This window comes from Dyella marensis, from assembly GCF_900112865.1.
In the GTDB taxonomy this organism is placed as follows: domain Bacteria; phylum Pseudomonadota; class Gammaproteobacteria; order Xanthomonadales; family Rhodanobacteraceae; genus Dyella_D; species Dyella_D marensis_A.
On sequence record NZ_FONH01000010.1, the window covers coordinates 20,794 to 36,416 of the forward strand.

The 15,623-nt window shown below is 69.4% G+C and carries 13 protein-coding genes; 4 read left to right on the forward strand and 9 right to left on the reverse strand.

Annotation, left to right across the window (positions count from 1 at the left end):
- Positions 1 to 38 precede the first annotated feature (38 nt).
- Positions 39 to 2,066, forward strand: a complete 2,028-nt coding sequence (locus BM172_RS13780; protein ID WP_026633871.1) for an ATP-binding protein — start codon at positions 39 to 41, stop codon at positions 2,064 to 2,066.
- A gap of 103 nt (positions 2,067 to 2,169) precedes the next feature.
- On the opposite strand, the gene BM172_RS13785 is transcribed toward BM172_RS13780, so the two are convergent.
- Positions 2,170 to 3,345 carry a hypothetical protein gene (locus BM172_RS13785; protein WP_026633870.1) on the reverse strand — a complete coding sequence of 392 codons (1,176 nt, stop codon included), beginning with the start codon at positions 3,343 to 3,345 and terminating at the stop codon, positions 2,170 to 2,172.
- Positions 3,346 to 3,517: 172 nt separating this feature from the next.
- Here BM172_RS13785 and trpE point away from each other — a divergent pair, with 172 nt between their 5' ends.
- From trpE to BM172_RS13800, 3 genes are all read left to right on the forward strand, one after another.
- The gene (trpE, locus tag BM172_RS13790) at positions 3,518 to 4,993 is read left to right on the forward strand and encodes an anthranilate synthase component I (RefSeq protein WP_026633869.1); all 1,476 of its coding nucleotides are present in this window, start codon (positions 3,518 to 3,520) and stop codon (positions 4,991 to 4,993) included.
- A 23-nt stretch (positions 4,994 to 5,016) separates the two neighbouring features.
- Positions 5,017 to 5,712, forward strand: coding sequence for a hypothetical protein (locus BM172_RS13795; RefSeq protein ID WP_231504123.1), 696 nt, complete (start codon positions 5,017 to 5,019; stop codon positions 5,710 to 5,712).
- Between the two features lie 233 nt (positions 5,713 to 5,945).
- Entirely contained in the window at positions 5,946 to 6,632 is a 687-nt protein-coding gene (locus BM172_RS13800; RefSeq protein WP_051548358.1) for a hypothetical protein, read from the forward strand.
- A gap of 168 nt (positions 6,633 to 6,800) precedes the next feature.
- On the opposite strand, the gene BM172_RS13805 is transcribed toward BM172_RS13800, so the two are convergent.
- The 8 genes from BM172_RS13805 to lysA all read right to left on the reverse strand — a co-directional run bounded on the left by BM172_RS13805 (position 6,801) and on the right by lysA (position 15,416).
- Entirely contained in the window at positions 6,801 to 7,364 is a 564-nt protein-coding gene (locus BM172_RS13805; protein WP_026633867.1) for a hypothetical protein, read from the reverse strand.
- 16 nt (positions 7,365 to 7,380) lie between these two features.
- Positions 7,381 to 8,811, reverse strand: a complete 1,431-nt coding sequence (locus BM172_RS13810) for a phospholipase effector Tle1 domain-containing protein (protein WP_051548357.1) — start codon at positions 8,809 to 8,811, stop codon at positions 7,381 to 7,383.
- 14 nt (positions 8,812 to 8,825) lie between these two features.
- The gene (locus tag BM172_RS13815; RefSeq protein WP_051548356.1) at positions 8,826 to 9,353 is read right to left on the reverse strand and encodes a hypothetical protein; all 528 of its coding nucleotides are present in this window, start codon (positions 9,351 to 9,353) and stop codon (positions 8,826 to 8,828) included.
- 300 nt (positions 9,354 to 9,653) lie between these two features.
- Positions 9,654 to 10,709, reverse strand: coding sequence for a serine hydrolase domain-containing protein (locus tag BM172_RS13820; RefSeq protein WP_026633865.1), 1,056 nt, complete (start codon positions 10,707 to 10,709; stop codon positions 9,654 to 9,656).
- Positions 10,706 to 11,467: a M15 family metallopeptidase gene (locus BM172_RS13825; protein WP_081805027.1), complete on the reverse strand. Its 762-nt coding sequence runs from the start codon at positions 11,465 to 11,467 to the stop codon at positions 10,706 to 10,708. The genes BM172_RS13820 and BM172_RS13825 overlap by 4 nt, the downstream gene beginning before the upstream one ends.
- Positions 11,406 to 12,947 (reverse strand): serine hydrolase domain-containing protein, encoded by a 1,542-nt coding sequence (locus BM172_RS13830; protein WP_035322426.1) that lies wholly within the window; start codon positions 12,945 to 12,947, stop codon positions 11,406 to 11,408. Before BM172_RS13830 ends, BM172_RS13825 begins: the two co-directional genes overlap by 62 nt.
- Entirely contained in the window at positions 12,931 to 14,139 is a 1,209-nt protein-coding gene (locus tag BM172_RS13835) for a dipeptidase (RefSeq protein ID WP_026633862.1), read from the reverse strand. The genes BM172_RS13830 and BM172_RS13835 overlap by 17 nt, the downstream gene beginning before the upstream one ends.
- The gene (gene lysA, locus BM172_RS13840; protein WP_026633861.1) at positions 14,136 to 15,416 is read right to left on the reverse strand and encodes a diaminopimelate decarboxylase; all 1,281 of its coding nucleotides are present in this window, start codon (positions 15,414 to 15,416) and stop codon (positions 14,136 to 14,138) included. Before lysA ends, BM172_RS13835 begins: the two co-directional genes overlap by 4 nt.
- Positions 15,417 to 15,623 lie beyond the last annotated feature (207 nt).

Genomic DNA, 15,623 nt, shown 5'->3' on the forward strand with positions numbered 1-15,623 from the left:
CTATTCACTATTCTCCATTCTCTATTCCCAGCTCTCAGATGACCCTCCGCCGCAAGCTCCTTCTCGTCGCCCTGTGCACCCTGGCCCTGCCCGTGGCCGGGTGGCTGTACGTGCGCCAGATGGAAACGCTGTTGCGCGAAGGCCAGGCGCAGGCGCTGGTGGCGTCGGCGCGCGCGGTGGCGCGCAGCCTGGTGGCGACGCATGCGCCGCTGCCGCCCGGCGGTGCGGGCTGGTATGTGCAGCAGGCGGTCAATCCGATCACCGTCGACGGCTACGGTGACGACTGGGCGCCGCTCACGCCCTGGAGCCAGGCGCTGGACAAGCGCGGCAAGCTGCTGCTCGCCGAGGACGCGGACTGGCTGTATGTCTACGTCGACGTGCGCAGCACCCACCGCACCCGCGCCGATGCGGCCGACGCCAACGCGCTGGCGGCCGATCACCTGATCCTGGGCCTGCGCAAGGACGGCCAGCTGCGCCGCTACCTGATCGCCAGCTCCGCGCCGGGGCCGGCCACGGCGCGGCCGCTGGATCCGGCCGTGCAGCATTTTCCCGAATGGATCGCCACGCAGTGGCAGGAAGACGGCAGCGGCTATCGCGTGGAGCTGCGGCTGCCGCGCTCGCTCGGCCTGGATGGCCTGGGTGTGGGCATCTATGACGCCTCAGCGCCGGACGGCGATCCGCAGGCGGCGGACGTGCGGCCGCTGCTGGGCTATTCCAGGGAGCTGTCCCGCGAACTGGCCCAGCTTGCGCCGGAGAACGTGCGCGCCCGCGTGCTGGCGCCGCAGGGTTGGCTGCTGGCGCGCAGCGGGCGCATGGGCAACACCGCGGTGCCGGCCGGCGAGCAGCCGGGCTGGTTCGCCGCGCTGGTCTACCGCTCGCTGCTGGCCAACCAGCTGGAGGATGCCGAGCCCTGGACCGACGACGCGCCGCGCCTGGACGTGCATGAAGTGAACGCCGCCGCCGCCGGCACGCCGGCCACGCTGTGGCGACAGGGCGAAGGGCGCGGCAGCGTGGTGCTGGCCGCGGCGGTGCCGGTGGAGCAGGGCGGCAAGGTGCAGGGCGTGCTGCTGTTGGAACAGGCCAGCCGCGCGGTGCCGCTGTTGGCCAATCGCGCCCTGTTGGGTCTTCTGGCGACCAGCTTCGGCGTGCTGCTGGTGGCCGGTGCGATCCTGCTGGCCTTCGCCACGCGTCTGAGCCTGCGTCTGTCGCGCCTGCGCGATGCCGCCGAGCGGGCGCAGGCCAACGATGGACGTCTGGACGGCCAGATGCTGGCGCGCTTCCCGATGACTGACGCGCAGGACGAGATCGGCGACCTGGCACGCAGCTTCGAGCGCCTGTTCGAAGTGGTGGGCGGCTATACCGACTATCTGCGCACGCTCGCCTCCAAGCTGTCGCACGAGCTCAATACGCCGCTGGCGATCGTGAAGTCCTCGCTGGATAACCTCGAACACGCCCTGGTCGACCGCGACGCCCTGCCGCCCGAGGCCGCGCCCTACCTGGCCCGCGCCCGCGACGGCGTGGCGCGCCTGGGCACCCTGGTGCGCGCGATGAGCGAAGCCAGCCGGATGGAACGCGCGATCGCCGCGGCGGAGCCGGAGGACGTGGACCTGGTCGAAGTGGTGCGCGGCTGCGCCGAGGCCTACCGCCCGCTGGCCGGCACGCGCCGCCTGGAAGGCCTGCTGCCGGACACGCCGCTGCGCCTGCACTGCGCGCCGGAGCTGATCGCGCAGGCGCTGGACAAGCTGTTCGACAACGCGTTGTCGTTCACCCCGGAAGGCGGCTGGATGCGGCTGAGCCTGCGCGCGGACGGCGATGCCGCCGAGATCGAGCTGGCCAACCAGGGCGAGCCATTGCCGGCGGCGATGCAGGGGCGTTTGTTCGATTCGCTGGTGAGCCTGCGCGACAAGGCGAAGCCGGGCGATGTGCCGCACCTGGGCCTGGGGCTGTATGTGGTGCGGCTGGTGGCCGAGCGCCATCACGGCGTGGCGTCGGCGCGCAATCTCGAGGACGGCAGCGGCGTGGCTTTTACGCTCCGCCTGCAAGGCATGCCACGCCAACGGCTGTAGGTTGGGGTGAGCCGCAGGCGAACCCCAACATCGGCACGTTCATGCGTTTCGCCATGTTGGGGTTCGCCTGCGGCTCACCCCAACCTACGTCGAATCCGCCGGATCAGGGCTTGGCTAGCGCCACCTGACGCACGATCCAGCCGCCGCCCTGGTGCAGCAATTCCGCCTGCTTCTTGTCGGGCGTACCGCAATCGGCGCCCTGCGCCTTGCACGGCACCAGCGTGATGCTCAGGTGCTGCTCGTCGGCCAGCTGGAAATCCGCCAGCTTCTCCTCCGCCGCGCCCGCGGCATCCTCCAGCGCGGTGCCGATGAACACCCCGCTGCGGAATACATACAACTGCAGGCTTGCCGGGTGGCATGCGCGGTCGAAGCTCGCCGCTGCCTCCGCCACATAGGTATCGCCCTTGCGCTGCGCCCGCCCGGTGAGCAGGCGCTGGCCGCCGGTGAGCAGGAAGCGGTCCTCGTCGCCGCGCGGCGAGGGCGCGGCGGCGGCGCATTGGCCGGCGTTGGCGCTGGTGACGATCTGCGCGCCGTCGTCATCGTCATCCTCGAATTCCAGCGGCTGCAGCGGGCGCGGCACGTAGGCCTGCGCGGCGGCCGGCGCTGCCGGTTCGATGGGCTGGTGCATCCACACCGTCACGCCTGCCGCGCCGACCAGCAGCGCGGCGATGGCCCAGCCGCGGCCGGGCGCGCCGGGGCGGCGCACGATCCACAGCAGGACCGCCAGCGCCGCCAGCACGGCGAACGGGGCCAGCACGTGCCAGTACAGGCTCAGCGCGGCGAAGACGGTCGCGGCGATGGCCCAGCCCAGCGTGCCGCGAGGACGCTCCGGCGTGGTGCTCGCGGGGATCGGAGGCGGCACGGCAGCGCTCGCGTCGGTGGGCAGCGGCGGCGGCAACGGTTCGCCGGACGCCGCCGGCGACCAGGCGAACCACTGCTGGCCGCCGTCATGGCACCACTGGTCGCCCGGCTCGGCGTAGCGGTCCAGCGCGGCTTCCGGCAGCGGGCCGCGGGTCTGTCCCGCGCGCAGCAGCCAGACCAGCGCGGCCTGGTCCGGCTCCGGCCGCGCTTCCACGCCCATGCCTTCCAACTGCGCGGCCTGCGCCTGCGCGGCGGCCAGCTCCAGCCCGCGCCGGATCAGCAGCGGCGCGCGCTCGAACACCCGCTGGCGGAAATCCGCGTCCTGCATGCCGAAGGCCTCGGCCATGCGCGCGTGCGCGCTGGCCGGATCGTGGCCCGGCAGCAGGCGACCGGTGAGCACGAGGCAGTACTGATCCATATCGCATTCCACCGGGAGGCGCACCCAGGATGGCGCGCCGATCCGCCCAAGGGTAGGCGTGGCGCGGGAAGGCCACAAGCACAAGCTCCGCGGCCCCTTCGGTTCGCTGCACGCCTATGTCTACAATGGCCGCCTTGAGTGTCTCCCGCATGGCTTCCCGGATTCCCCGAACGTGATTTCACGAGAGCAGTTCGACGCGCTGGCCGCCCAGGGCCACACGCGCATCCCGCTGGTGCGCGAGGTGTTTTCCGACCTCGATACGCCGCTGTCGGTGTACCTGAAGCTGGCCGACGGCCCGTACACCTTCCTGTTCGAATCGGTCGAGGGCGGGGCTACCTGGGGACGCTATTCGATCATCGGTCTGCCGGCCCGCCGCGTATACCGCCTGCGCGGCCACGAGCTGGAAGTCGAAGACAGCGGCGAAGTCACTGAGCGCCGCCACCTGGACGACCCGCTGGGCGAGATCGAGAAACTGCGCCGGCAGTACGACGTGCCGCGTCTGCCGCAGCTGCCGGCCTTCAGCGGCGGCCTGGTCGGCTACTTCGGTTTCGAGACCATCGGCTACATCGAGCCGCGCCTGGCGCGCTGGGACCGCGCCGACGAGCTGGGCACGCCCGACGTGCTGCTGATGCTGGCCGAGGAAGTCGCTGTGTTCGACAACCTCAAGGGCCGCCTGTACCTGATCGTGCATGCCGACCCGGCCAGGCCGCACGCCTACGCCGAAGCCCAGCGCCGCCTCGACGCGCTGGTGCACCGCCTGCGCCAGGGCGGCGCCTCGTATCCGCAGCTGACCCAGTCGGTGGCGCTGGACGAGGGCGATTTCAAATCCTCCTTCACCAAGGAGGAATTCGAGGCGATGGTCGAGCGCGCGAAGGAATACATCCGCGCCGGCGACATCTTCCAGGTGGTGCCTTCGCAGCGCCTGAGCGTGGGCTTCAACGCCCGCCCGGTGGATGTGTACCGCGCGCTGCGCGCGCTCAATCCGTCGCCGTACATGTATTTCGTGGACCTGGGCGACACCCAGATCGTCGGTTCCTCGCCGGAGATCCTGGCCCGCCTGAAGGACGGCAAGGTGGTGGTGCGCCCGCTGGCCGGCACGCGCAGGCGCGGCGCCACGGAAGCAGAAGACCTGGCGCTGGAAGAGGAACTGCTGGCCGATCCGAAGGAGCGCGCCGAGCACGTGATGCTGATCGACCTGGGCCGCAACGACATCGGCCGCATCAGCGAGACCGGCAGCGTGGAAGTGAGCGAATCCTTCGTGGTCGAGCGCTACTCGCACGTGATGCACATCGTGTCGCAGGTGCAGGGCAAGGTGCGCCCGGAGGTCGGCTACATGGATGTGCTCAAGGCGACCTTCCCCGCCGGCACGCTCAGCGGCGCGCCGAAGATCCGCGCGCTGGAGATCATCCAGGAGCTGGAGCCGTACAAGCGCAACATCTACGCCGGCGCGATCGGCTGGATAGGCTGGTGGGGCGACGCGGACACCGCCATCGCCATCCGCACCGCGGTGATCCAGGACGGCCGCCTGCACGTGCAGGCCGGTGCCGGCATCGTCTACGACTCCGATCCCACCGCCGAGTGGGAGGAGACCATGAACAAGGGCCGCGCGCTGTTCCGCGCGGTGGCGCAGGCGGCCAAGGGACTCTGAGCCGGATGCACAGGAAACGCCATTTGAGCGCCTCGATCACGCGTGCCGGCATCGTCGCGCTGCCGCTGCTGTATTCGCTGACCGCCACCGCGCGCGAGCCGGCCGACCCGCACTGGGTCGACGACCCGTACAGCCGCATGAAGGCGATGGCGATGCTGCAGTCGCTCAACGCCGACCTGCTCAGCCACCCGAGCGCCACGCTGACGCTGGAGCGCTGGTGCGGCACGCATCACCTGGCGCGCGACGCCAAGGTGGTCGCGCGGGTGGTCAAGGGCGCGGATAAACCTCTGCCGGAAGGTGCGCGCGAGCAGTTGGCGATCGGTATGGACGAACCGGTGCGCTACCGCCAGGTGCAGCTGGTCTGCGGCGGGCTGGTGCTGTCGGAGGCCGACAACTGGTACGTGCCTTCGCGCCTCAGCGAGGCGATGAACCAGGAGCTGGACCACAGCGACACGCCGTTCGGCAAGGTGGTGCAGGCGCTGCACTTCCGCCGGCAGACGCTGGCTGCCGAACTGCTGTGGTCGCCGCTGCCGGCGGGCTGGGACGCGGGGACGCCGCTGCCCCCGGCGACGCGCCATCCACTCGATATCCCCGCCCACGTGCTGCAGCACCGCGCCCTGCTGGTGAGCGGCGACAACCACCCCTTCAGCCTGGTGGTGGAGAGCTATACGGCGAACGTGCTGGCGATGCCCTCGGCGTTGCTCTCGCCGACACCGTGACAGCAAGCCTGGCGTAAGGGCTGCGTCACAAAATCTGCCAGAATGTGATGGCGTTCGCAGGGAAGGGCGGACGCCATGGCGCCGCGTGCCGTCCAGGCACGTACCCACCCAGGGACCGGGATCGATCGAACCGGGGCTCGATGCAGCCACACCTCTTCCGGCAGTAACCCGCGGCGCGGGCGCCATGGTGGCGTCCGGGGGAGCGCGCGGGCAGCAAAGCAACAGGGGAAAACATGAATCGCATCTATCAGACCGCATGCGTCGCCGCATGCGCGCTCCTGCTGTCGTCGTGCGCGACCATCGTGGGCGGCAAGTACCAGCAGGTCAGCGTGGAGACCAAGGCGGCCGACCAGGGCAGCCTCGCCGCGCAGTGCACCTTGAGCAACGACCGCGGCACGGTCAGCGTCACCACGCCGGGCACCGCCAAGGTGCGCCGCTCCGATGGCGCGCTGGACGTGACCTGCCAGAAGGATGGTACGCAGATCGCCCAGCAGACCTATCACGCCAGTACGCGCGGGATGGTGTGGGGCAACCTGCTGTTCGGCGGCCTGATCGGCATCGTGGTGGACTTCACCAACGGCGCGGCGCACCACTATCCGGACCACCTCAGCGTGACCGCCTACAACAAGCGCTACGACGCCTCCGCCATGCACGGCGGCGCGCCGGCGACCATGGGCAGCGGCAGCGCCGCCGCCTCGGTGCCGCCGGCCGACAGCGACCTGGCCAGCCTGGACCACCGTATCGCCCCGGCCACCTTCAACGCGGCGCAGAACCTGGCCGCGTCCAGGCAGTGCGACCGTGCGTTGCACGTGGTGATGGCCGACGGCGCGCGCTCGATGCTGGAAGCGAACTGCCCGGGCGGCGAGCCGCTGCATATCGAGTGCGATAGCGCCAGCTGCGCGGCGGTGCATAAGGAATAAGGCACGGCGCTTCAACTCCCTCTCCCCTCCGGGGAGAGGGCTGCAGTGAGGGGCCGGGCGGAGCGGCGTAGGTTGGGGTGAGCGCAGCGAACCCCAACGTGGCGGGCGGATGGCGAGGTTCGTTGGGGTTCGCCTCCGGCTCACCCCAACCTACGCCTATGCGATGGCTTAACGGTGTGCTTCCTGCACCTGATCCAACCGCACCCACCGCTTCCCATCCACCCGCGCGCAGATCCCGCCATCCGCGCACGGCGCCAGATTGCCCGCGGCGATCGCCGCATTGATGCGCGCCGTCCACGCCGCGTTCGCCAGTTCGGTGTGCGCGCGCATCACCGTATAGGCCGCCGCGCCGATCACCAGCAGGCCGCCGACCGCGCAGGCGATAAAGGCCTTCCACGCCGTCGCCGTGTGCACGCGCCCGGCCTGGCTCACGCGCTGCTGCAGATCCGCCGCGGCATTGCGCACATCGAGCATGGCGCTTTCCAGGTGCTTCTCCGCCTGCGCCAGCGGCTCGCGCAACCCGTGGCTGAGCGTGGCGCCGGCGGCGTGGCGGAATTCCTCCACCGCGCTGGCGGAGACCTCGTGCGCGACCTGGCTGACGCTCTGCGCAGCCATGCGGATGGTCTCCGCCGCCTGCACGTTCTGCTGCACCACCTTGTCGCCACGGGTCTCGAAGCTGTCGACCAGCATCGCCAGCTTCACCGCCATGGCCTTGATATCGTCCTCGCTCATCTGCGTTCGCTCGCGTTCAATGCCTCAGCGTAGGCCCTTGCTGTTGCTGGGTCGGTGGCTGCTGCGCCTGCGGCGCCACCTCGGGCGTCGCCTGCTGCGGTTGCTGTTGTTGCTGCTGGCGGTTGAGCTGCTGGCCTTGCGCGAGCAGGGCCTGGCCCTCGTTCGATTGCGCGTAGGCCTGCGCGACCTGCTTCGATGCGGCGTCGTCCTTGCTGGCCGCGGCGCGGGTGAGCGCATCGAACTGGTCGCTGGTCGACGGCTTCGGCGCGATCGGCTGCCCGGGCGCCTCCGGCTTCGGGCCGATGGCGACGTTCTGGCGCGTGTACCTGGCGCTGAGTTCTTCGTCGCGCGGCTCGGCGCTCTGGCGGTCGCCGATGCCGTTCCACTGGCTCTTCGGCACCAGCACGGTGTTGTAGCCGGCCGGCGTGTTGCGATCCACCGGGCGAAAGCGGTACAGCGCCATGCCTTCCTCCGAACGGTGCACCACGTTCAGGCGCGGATCGTCCGGTTCGACGCTCTTTTGCAGGTACGGCTTGTCGCTCAAGGCATTGAGGTAGTCGACCATCAGGTTGTTGCTGCGCGCCGCCAGGCCGTCGCGGTGATAGCTGCCGCCGATGTCCGAGTGCGCGCCGGCCACCGTGACGCCGAGGAAGCGGTCGCCGCCGGAGGTGCCGGGAGGAATGATGTGGTCGACCTTGAACAGGCGGCGGCGCTCGTCCTCGGCGATGATCTGGAAACCGGAAATCACCGACGGCGGCGGGCGGCGGTCATGGTTCTGCGGCACGCCGGTGCCGACCGGATCGAACAGGCCTTCGACCTGGGCCACCTTGCCGGGACCTTCCAGCGCGGGCTTGGAATAGGTCGCGCTCTTGATCATGCCGTCCGATTCGTATTTGTACTTCGCGCCGCTCGGATCCTGGATGCCTCGTTCGTCGACCAGCCGGGTGAAGCCGGCGGCCTGCTCGGCGCCGCGGCTGAAGCCGATGCTGACCACGCTGATCTTCGCGTCCGGGTCCTCGCGCCGCCAATCCTTGGCCTGCTCGATGAACTGCTTGTACATCTCCTCGGTGCGTCGCTCGTAGGTGTAGCCGCGCATGCCGTCGACCAGCTTGGGCAGCGCGCTGTCCTGGGTGCCCGGGCCGGCGACGTAGCCGGACACGATGCGCCGGTCGCCGTGCACGTTGAGTTCCTGGATCTGCTGGTTGATCTTGGCCACGTTGGTGGCGTGCTCGGGATCGCCGAGCATGTCGTTGCCGGTGCCGTCGAACGCGGCGACGAAGACGCGCTGGTGCGGGTCGTTTGACTGAAGCAGAACCGGCGCCTTGAAATCGGCCAGCTGCTGGCTGGCGGTTTCATAGGTCCTGAGCTTCGCGGCATCGGCGGGATACGTGCTTACGCCGTCCTCGAGGATGCCGTCGTCGCCAAGCTTGTGCTTATCCTTGCCCATGACTGCGACTCCCTTTAGTAGGTCTTGCTCCACACCAGGAAGATGTCCTTCCTGAAGTCGCTGTCTTTGTTGCCCGGGATCTGCTCGTTCCGGGTGGGGATGAACATCGCCGTGTAGACGTTGATGGTGCGGTCGTCCACTTCCAGGTAGATGTCCGGCGCCCCGGCGACGGGGCCCTCATAGAAATCGGCCATCTCGGCCTTGGGCACTTTGTGCCAGATCAGCTCGTCCTTGAAGATGCGGGCGATATCGACCTGCGCCTCATGGGCCGAACCGTCCTTCGACTTCCAGCGCACCTCGGCCGGTGCGGGAAAGTTGCGGATGCCCAGTTCGGTCGAGCCCCAGGCCTTGCGGTTGTCGCCGGCCGGCTTGGGCGGCGAGACCTCGTCCGCGCCCTTCTGCACCTGGTAGCGGCCGTTGTAGGCGACGCTGCAGCCGATGGTGTCGTAGCACTGCGCTTCGAAATTGTGCCGCTTGAAATGAAGAGGGACCTGCTGGGTCTGGGCCGGCGGCGCGATGCCCTGCTGTTCGTCGAGTGACATGGCGGAAACACATCCTGTTGAAATGGAAACCATGAAGCCCAGTGCCAGCAATGCCTGAAGCCGTAAGGCTGAAGTGCGCATTGAGCAATCCTTTGTCCGTGTCGGCCATGGTCGGTCCCCATGGCCCGGGGCATCTTACCGCGCGGCGGGGGGCTGGCCAGATGCGATGGGCCGGTTAGCGAAGTACCGCACAGACTCGAATGAATGACGTAGGTTGGGGTGAGCCGCCGGCGAACCCCAACAGCCCCGTCACGGCACAGCCACGTTGGGGTTCGCCGGCGGCTCACCCCAACCTACGGGTTACGGCTCAAGATACGGTCGGGCGATGTCCAGCGCGGTGCGGTACGGCTCGGGATCGTTGCGGTTGCTCAGCAGGATCACCGTGAGCCGCTGCTTCGGCCAGCGCACGATCACGTTGCGGAAGCCGATGCTCTCGCCGGAATGCCAGCGCACCTCGCCGTGGATGCGCCAGCCGTAGCCGTAGGCGTCGACATCCGCTTCACCGGTGACATGGTTCTGCGCGGCGAACGCCAGGCGGCGCGAGGCGTCCTTGAGCAGGCGGCCGTCGTACAGCGCCGCATCCCAGCGCGCGAGGTCATCGATCGACGAATAGATGCCGCCGTCGCCGCGGGTGGCACTGGTCAGGTCCTGGTCGGTGCACACCCAGCGGCCGTCCTGCTCGCTGTAGCCATAGGCGCGATGCTCCGGCTGCGGGCCGTCCGGTTCGCGCAGCAGGGTATGGTCCATATGCAGGGGCTTGAAGATGCGACGCCGCAGGAAATCCGGCAGGCGCTGGCCCGAGGCGCGCTCGACGATCAGGCCCAGCAGCACGTAGCCGCTGTTGCTGTAGCGATAGCCGGTGCCCGGTGCGAAGTAGCTGCGCGTTTCGGCGGAGAGCATGCGCAGCACGTCGCCGTCGTTCAGTTGCCTGGTCGTGCCCGGCGGCATCAGGTCTTCGTAGTCGATCAGGCCTGACGCATGCGAAAGCAGGTGATGGATGGTGATGCCCTGGTCGCTCGCCGGCAGCGAAGGCAGCCAGCGGCGCACGGAGTCGTCCAGCTTCAGCTTGCCGTCCTCGGCCAGCAGCAGGATGGCGGCGGCGGTGAACTGCTTGCTGATCGACGCCAGCCGGTAGTTGGTGGCCGGCGTGGCGGCCACGCCGTGTTCCAGGTCGGCGTAGCCGTAGGCCTTGCGCAGCACCGGCTTGCCGTCCTTCAGCACCAGCAGCGCGGCGCCGGGCACCTTGCCGGTGTAGGGCTGCATCAGGGCGGCAGCGTCGTCCGCGCGGGAAGCGGAGGAAACCAGGGCCAGCAGGGCGGCGGCGAGGAACGCGAAGTGGCGCATGGCTGGCCTCAGCGGATCGGCAGGTCGTAGTAGGTATCGGGCGTGGGCTCGGGATCGAGCGTGTAGTGCCACCACTCGAACTTGTAGTTGCGGAAGCCGCCGCGGCGCATCGCCTCGCGCAGCAGGTCGCGGTTGGCGCGCTGTGCCGGTGTCACGTCCGGGTTGTCGGTGTTGGCCAGCGGATCGAAGTAGTCGAACGGCGTGCCCATGTCGAGCGGCGCGCAGTGGGCGTCGCCGGCATCGCATTGCATCAGCGTGAGATCCATCGTCGCGCCGCGGCTGTGGCCCGAGCGCGGCGCGATGTAGTCGCCGAGCAGCACGCGCTTGTCGAGATGCGGATAGTGCGCGGCCTTGGTGCGCTGGTCGGCCAGGTCGCCGCCCCAGCGTACGAAATGGGCGACGGCGCGGGCAGGGCGATAGCAATCCCACAGCAGCAGGCGCCGGTGGCCGGCACGAAGACCGCGCTCCACCCTCGCCAGCGCTTCGGCGGCGGGCCGCAGCAGATAGCACCTGGCGGCCTCGTAGCCGTCGACCGGCGTGCCGACGAAGTTGTCGCTGCCGGCGTACTTGAGGTCCTCGGCGATGTCAGGCGCCAAGGTGCGGATATCCACCAGGCCGGCCTGCGCCAGCGTGCCGGTGGCCACGGGCGGTTTCGGCGCGGGCGCGGTGCAGCCCAGCAGCGCGACGGCGGCCAGCGGCGCCAGCCGCCTAATCGCAGTCGCGCACGCGCTTGAACGCGAGATCTTCGAAGTCGTAGCTGAAATCGGCATCGGGATCGACCTTGCTCATATGCAGGTTGCCGGCCTTGTCGGTGGGCGCATGCAGCCAGGCCTCGGCGTCGCCGTGCTCCCACTGCACCAGGTACTGGTTGCCCACGCGCAGCACCGGGCCGCGCAGGCGCGGCGACTTGGCGGCCTCGAAGGCGACACCGTCGCCGCGCGGGCACAGGCGCACCTCGCCGAACCATGGATCGCGCCAGATGCCCAGCAGTCCGGCGAGTTCCTTGCGCGTGGCCGGGCGCCGCGCCGAGGTGTCCGGCACGCGCGAGGCGTGGCGATGGCTTTCCTTCGCGGCCAGTTCGTTCGCATAAGCCGCCACGCCGCGTGCCTTGTCCGGCGCGGTGAACTGCTTGAGCAGCACTTCGATCAGCACGGTGCGCGCATCTTCCGCGTCGCCGTTGATCAGCACGACGAAGCCGTCGCGCCGGTCCGGCAGCAGGTACAGCGCCGAATACATGCCCGACAGCGTGCCGGTGTGCGACACGGTGAGGGCGCCATCGACGTCGGCGATGCGCCAGCCGTAGCCGTAGGCGTACAGGCGCGTGCCGTCCCAGGCGCGCCGCTGCGCGGAGATCGGCATCGGCGTGTAGGGCGTCCACAGTTTGTCGCGCTGGGCCTGCGGCAGCCAGGCCAGCTGATCCGCCGTCGGCGCCAGCCACTGGCGCGCCCAGGCCAGCATGTCGTCCAGGCTGCACTGCACGCCGCCGGCGGCTTCCATGGTGCTGGGATGCACTTGCGGATCGGCGGGCGCCAGCGCGACGAAGCCATCGTCGCGGCGGGCATGCGGTACCGCTACCGGCGCCAGCGCATCGCGGCGCCAGCTGCCGACCTGGCAGCGCGACAGTCCCAGCGGCTGGAATACTTCGCGCCGCAGCAGCGTCTCGTAAGGCGCGCCGCCGGCCGCGGCGGCCACTTCGCCGGCCACCACGTAGAGCAGATTGTCGTAGGCATAACCGGCGCGGAAGTCGTAGCGCGGCTTGAGATAGGCCAGCGCGGCGACGATGTCCTTGCGGGTGAACGCATTCGGTTCCGGCCACAGCATCAGGTCGCCCGCACCTTCGCCCAGGCCGCTGCGATGGGTGAGCAGGTCGCCCAGCTGCATGTGCTCGGTCACCCACGGGTCGAACATGCGGAACGCGGGAATCCAGCGTTTCACCGGATCGTCCCAGCGCAGCTTGCCTTGCTGCACCAGCCGCGCGAGCAGGGTGGCGGTCATGGCCTTGCTGTTGGAGGCGATCTTGAACAGCGTGTCGTTGGTCACCGGCTGGCCGGAGCCCAGTGCGAGTTCGCCCGCGGTGCGGCGGTAGACGACCTGGCCGTTCTCGATCACGCCGACGGCGATGCCGGGCAGGTGATAGCGCGCGACCACGGCATCGACCAGCGGGTCGAAGCGTTCCTTCGGCGTCTGCGCACTTGCCGCTCCCGCGGCGAAGGCGAGCGCGGCGAGCAGCGTCTTAGCGAGCCGGCGCATCGGCCGCCTGCTCCACTGCCCGCCACACGCGCAGCAGATTGCCGCCCCACAGCTTGGCGATGTCCGCATCGCTGAAGCCGGCCTTGCGCAAGGCCTCGGTCACGTTGCGGGTCTGGCTGGCATCGCGCCAGCCGTCGATGCCGCCGCCACCGTCGAAATCCGAGGCGAGGCCGACATGGTCGATGCCGGCGACGTCGACCATGTGGCGGATCTGCGCCACGTAATCGTCCAGGGTCGGCAGCGGGAAGGCGGCATCGATACGGCGCATGCCGTCGACATAGGCCGGCAGGAAATCGTGCTTCTCGCTGTCGTACTGTTTGTCGCCGACCCGCTTGGCTACCTGCGCCTGCAGGGCCTTTTCGGCCAGCTCGCGGCCCGGATCGAGCTTGAGGAAGCCCTTGTACGCCACCGCCTGCACCACGCCGCCCTTGGCGGCGATCGCGCGCAATAGATCATCCGGCAGGTTGCGCGGGTGGTTCACCAGGGCGTGCGCGCCGGAATGCGAGGCGATGACCGGCGCCTTGGACAACTTCAGCACGTCGCGCACGCAGGCGTCGGAGCTGTGCGACATATCGACCATGATGCCGAGGCGGTTGGCGCGCTCCACCACCTGGCGCCCGAACGCGCTGAGGCCGGCATCGCTGAGCGGCGGATCGCCAAGCTCCGCGGTGGGCATCGAGCTGGTGCACAGGTCGTTGTGGCCGACGTGAGTGAGGCCGATGTAGCGAGCGCCCTGGGCGAAGGCCCAGTCCAGGTTCTTCAGGTCGTGGCCGAGCGAATAACCGTTCTCGATGCCGATCATCGCCGAGAGCACGCCGTCCTTGCGGTTGGCCAGCACCTGTTCCGGCGTGGTGGCGAGGCGTATGCGCTGCGGATAGCGCTGCACCAGCAGGTGGATGTCGGCGTACTTGCGCCTGGCCTGCGCCACCGCCTTGGCATAGCCCTTGGCGTCGAGCGGCCCCTGCTCGACATAGATCACGAAGAACGCGGCGTTGAGCCCGCCGCGCTCCATCTTGCCCAGGTCGACCAGCAGTGGCGTGTCCTTGCCGGCGTCGAAACGCGGCTGGTGCATGTAGGCCAGCGGGATATCGACGTGGGTGTCGATGGTGACGGGCGGATCCTGGCCCGCCATGGCGGGGCCGGTGCACAGCAGCAGCGGCGCCAGTGCGCCGAGGTAGGGCCATAGCTTCATGCGGTTTCCCAATGCCGGGCCGGCTGCTCGCCGGCGACCATGTCTTCGAGACTCTGTCGCCGCCGCACTATGGCATGCCGGCCGCGGTCGAGCAGCACTTCGGCGGCCAGCGGGCGCGAGTTGTAGGTGGACGCCATCGCGGCGCCATAGGCGCCGGTGGTGCGGATCAGCACCAGCTCGCCGGCATGCAGTTCGGGCAGCTCGCGCTCCACCGCGAAGGTGTCGCCGGTTTCGCAGACCGGGCCGACCACGTCGTAGCGATGCGGCGGGCGCGCGTCGTCGAGCAGCGGGACAATGTCGTGCCAGGCGTCGTAGAGGCTGGGGCGCAATAGATCGTTCATCGCCGCATCCAGCACCAGGAAGCGGCGGCGCTCGCCGTGCTTCACGCGCACCACCCGGGTGAGCAGCACGCCGGCTTCGGCGACCAGGTAGCGGCCGGGTTCGAGCAGCAGGCGACCCCTGAATCCGGCCAGCGCTTCGCGGATGGCGGCCGCGTAGTCGCCGGGTGGGATCGGCACCTGCCCATCGCGGTAGCGCACACCGAGGCCGCCGCCGACGTCGATGCTGGCGATGGCGTGGCCGGCGGCTTCCAGTTCGCGCCAGAACGCCGCCACGCGCGCGAAGGCCAGGCGGAACGGCTCGACACTGAGGATCTGCGAGCCGATATGCACGTGCAGGCCGTCCAGCCGCACGTTGGCTTGGCGCGCGCTGTCGGCGAACCAGCGGCGCGCTTCATCGATGCTCACGCCGAACTTGTTCTCTGCCTTGCCGGTGGAAATCTTGGCGTGGGTCTGCGCGTCCACATCGGGATTGATGCGCACCGCGGCATGCGCGACGACGTGGAGCTCGGCCGCCATCCGCTGCAGCAGCTCCAGCTCGTCGGCCGATTCGACATTGAAGCGCAGGATGCCGGCGGCCAGCGCCTCGGCGATCTCCGCCGCCGTCTTGCCCACGCCGGAGAACACGATGCGCTGCGCCGGGATGCCCGCGTGCAGCGCGCGCCACAGCTCGCCGGAGGAGACGATGTCGGCGCCCACGCCGGCCTCGGCCATCAGCTGCAGGATGGCGAGGTTGCTGTTGGCCTTGACCGCGTAGCACAGCAGCGCATCGAAACCGTGCAGCGCCTGTTGCAGGCCGGCGATGCGGGTGCGGATGGCATTGGCGGAATAGGCGTGGAAGGGGGTGGGGATGCGTTCGGCGAGGCGGCGGAGGTCGACGCCGTCGAACAGGGCGTCGGGATTCGGCGAGTCGTCCGCAGGAAGCTTGGAGTGCTGCATGAGTGCCTCAACGTGAGCCCCTCTCCCGCCGGGAGAGGGGTGGGGGTGAGGGTACGGGCGAAGCGCAAGAGTGATGTGCACCGCTCCGCCCGCACCCTCACCCGGCTGCCGCCACCTTCTCCCGGAGGGAGAAGGACTCCACTTTGGGATAGTGTCGCCAATAAAAAAAGGCGGCCCGAAATCACGCGGGCCGCCTTGGGGAGTACA

Bases quoted from the DNA above. Each gene is read 5' to 3' on its own strand.
- BM172_RS13835 (WP_026633862.1), bottom strand. From the start codon at position 14,139: ATGAAGCTATGGCCCTACCTCGGCGCACTGGCGCCGCTGCTGCTGTGC.
- lysA (WP_026633861.1), bottom strand. From the start codon at position 15,416: ATGCAGCACTCCAAGCTTCCTGCGGACGACTCGCCGAATCCCGACGCC.
- BM172_RS13785 (WP_026633870.1), bottom strand. From the start codon at position 3,345: ATGGATCAGTACTGCCTCGTGCTCACCGGTCGCCTGCTGCCGGGCCAC.
- BM172_RS13815 (WP_051548356.1), bottom strand. From the start codon at position 9,353: ATGTCACTCGACGAACAGCAGGGCATCGCGCCGCCGGCCCAGACCCAG.
- BM172_RS13780 (WP_026633871.1), top strand. From the start codon at position 39: ATGACCCTCCGCCGCAAGCTCCTTCTCGTCGCCCTGTGCACCCTGGCC.
- BM172_RS13825 (WP_081805027.1), bottom strand. From the start codon at position 11,467: ATGCCGATTTCAGCTACGACTTCGAAGATCTCGCGTTCAAGCGCGTGC.
- BM172_RS13830 (WP_035322426.1), bottom strand. From the start codon at position 12,947: ATGCGCCGGCTCGCTAAGACGCTGCTCGCCGCGCTCGCCTTCGCCGCG.
- BM172_RS13805 (WP_026633867.1), bottom strand. From the start codon at position 7,364: ATGAGCGAGGACGATATCAAGGCCATGGCGGTGAAGCTGGCGATGCTG.
- BM172_RS13800 (WP_051548358.1), top strand. From the start codon at position 5,946: ATGAATCGCATCTATCAGACCGCATGCGTCGCCGCATGCGCGCTCCTG.
- BM172_RS13810 (WP_051548357.1), bottom strand. From the start codon at position 8,811: ATGGGCAAGGATAAGCACAAGCTTGGCGACGACGGCATCCTCGAGGAC.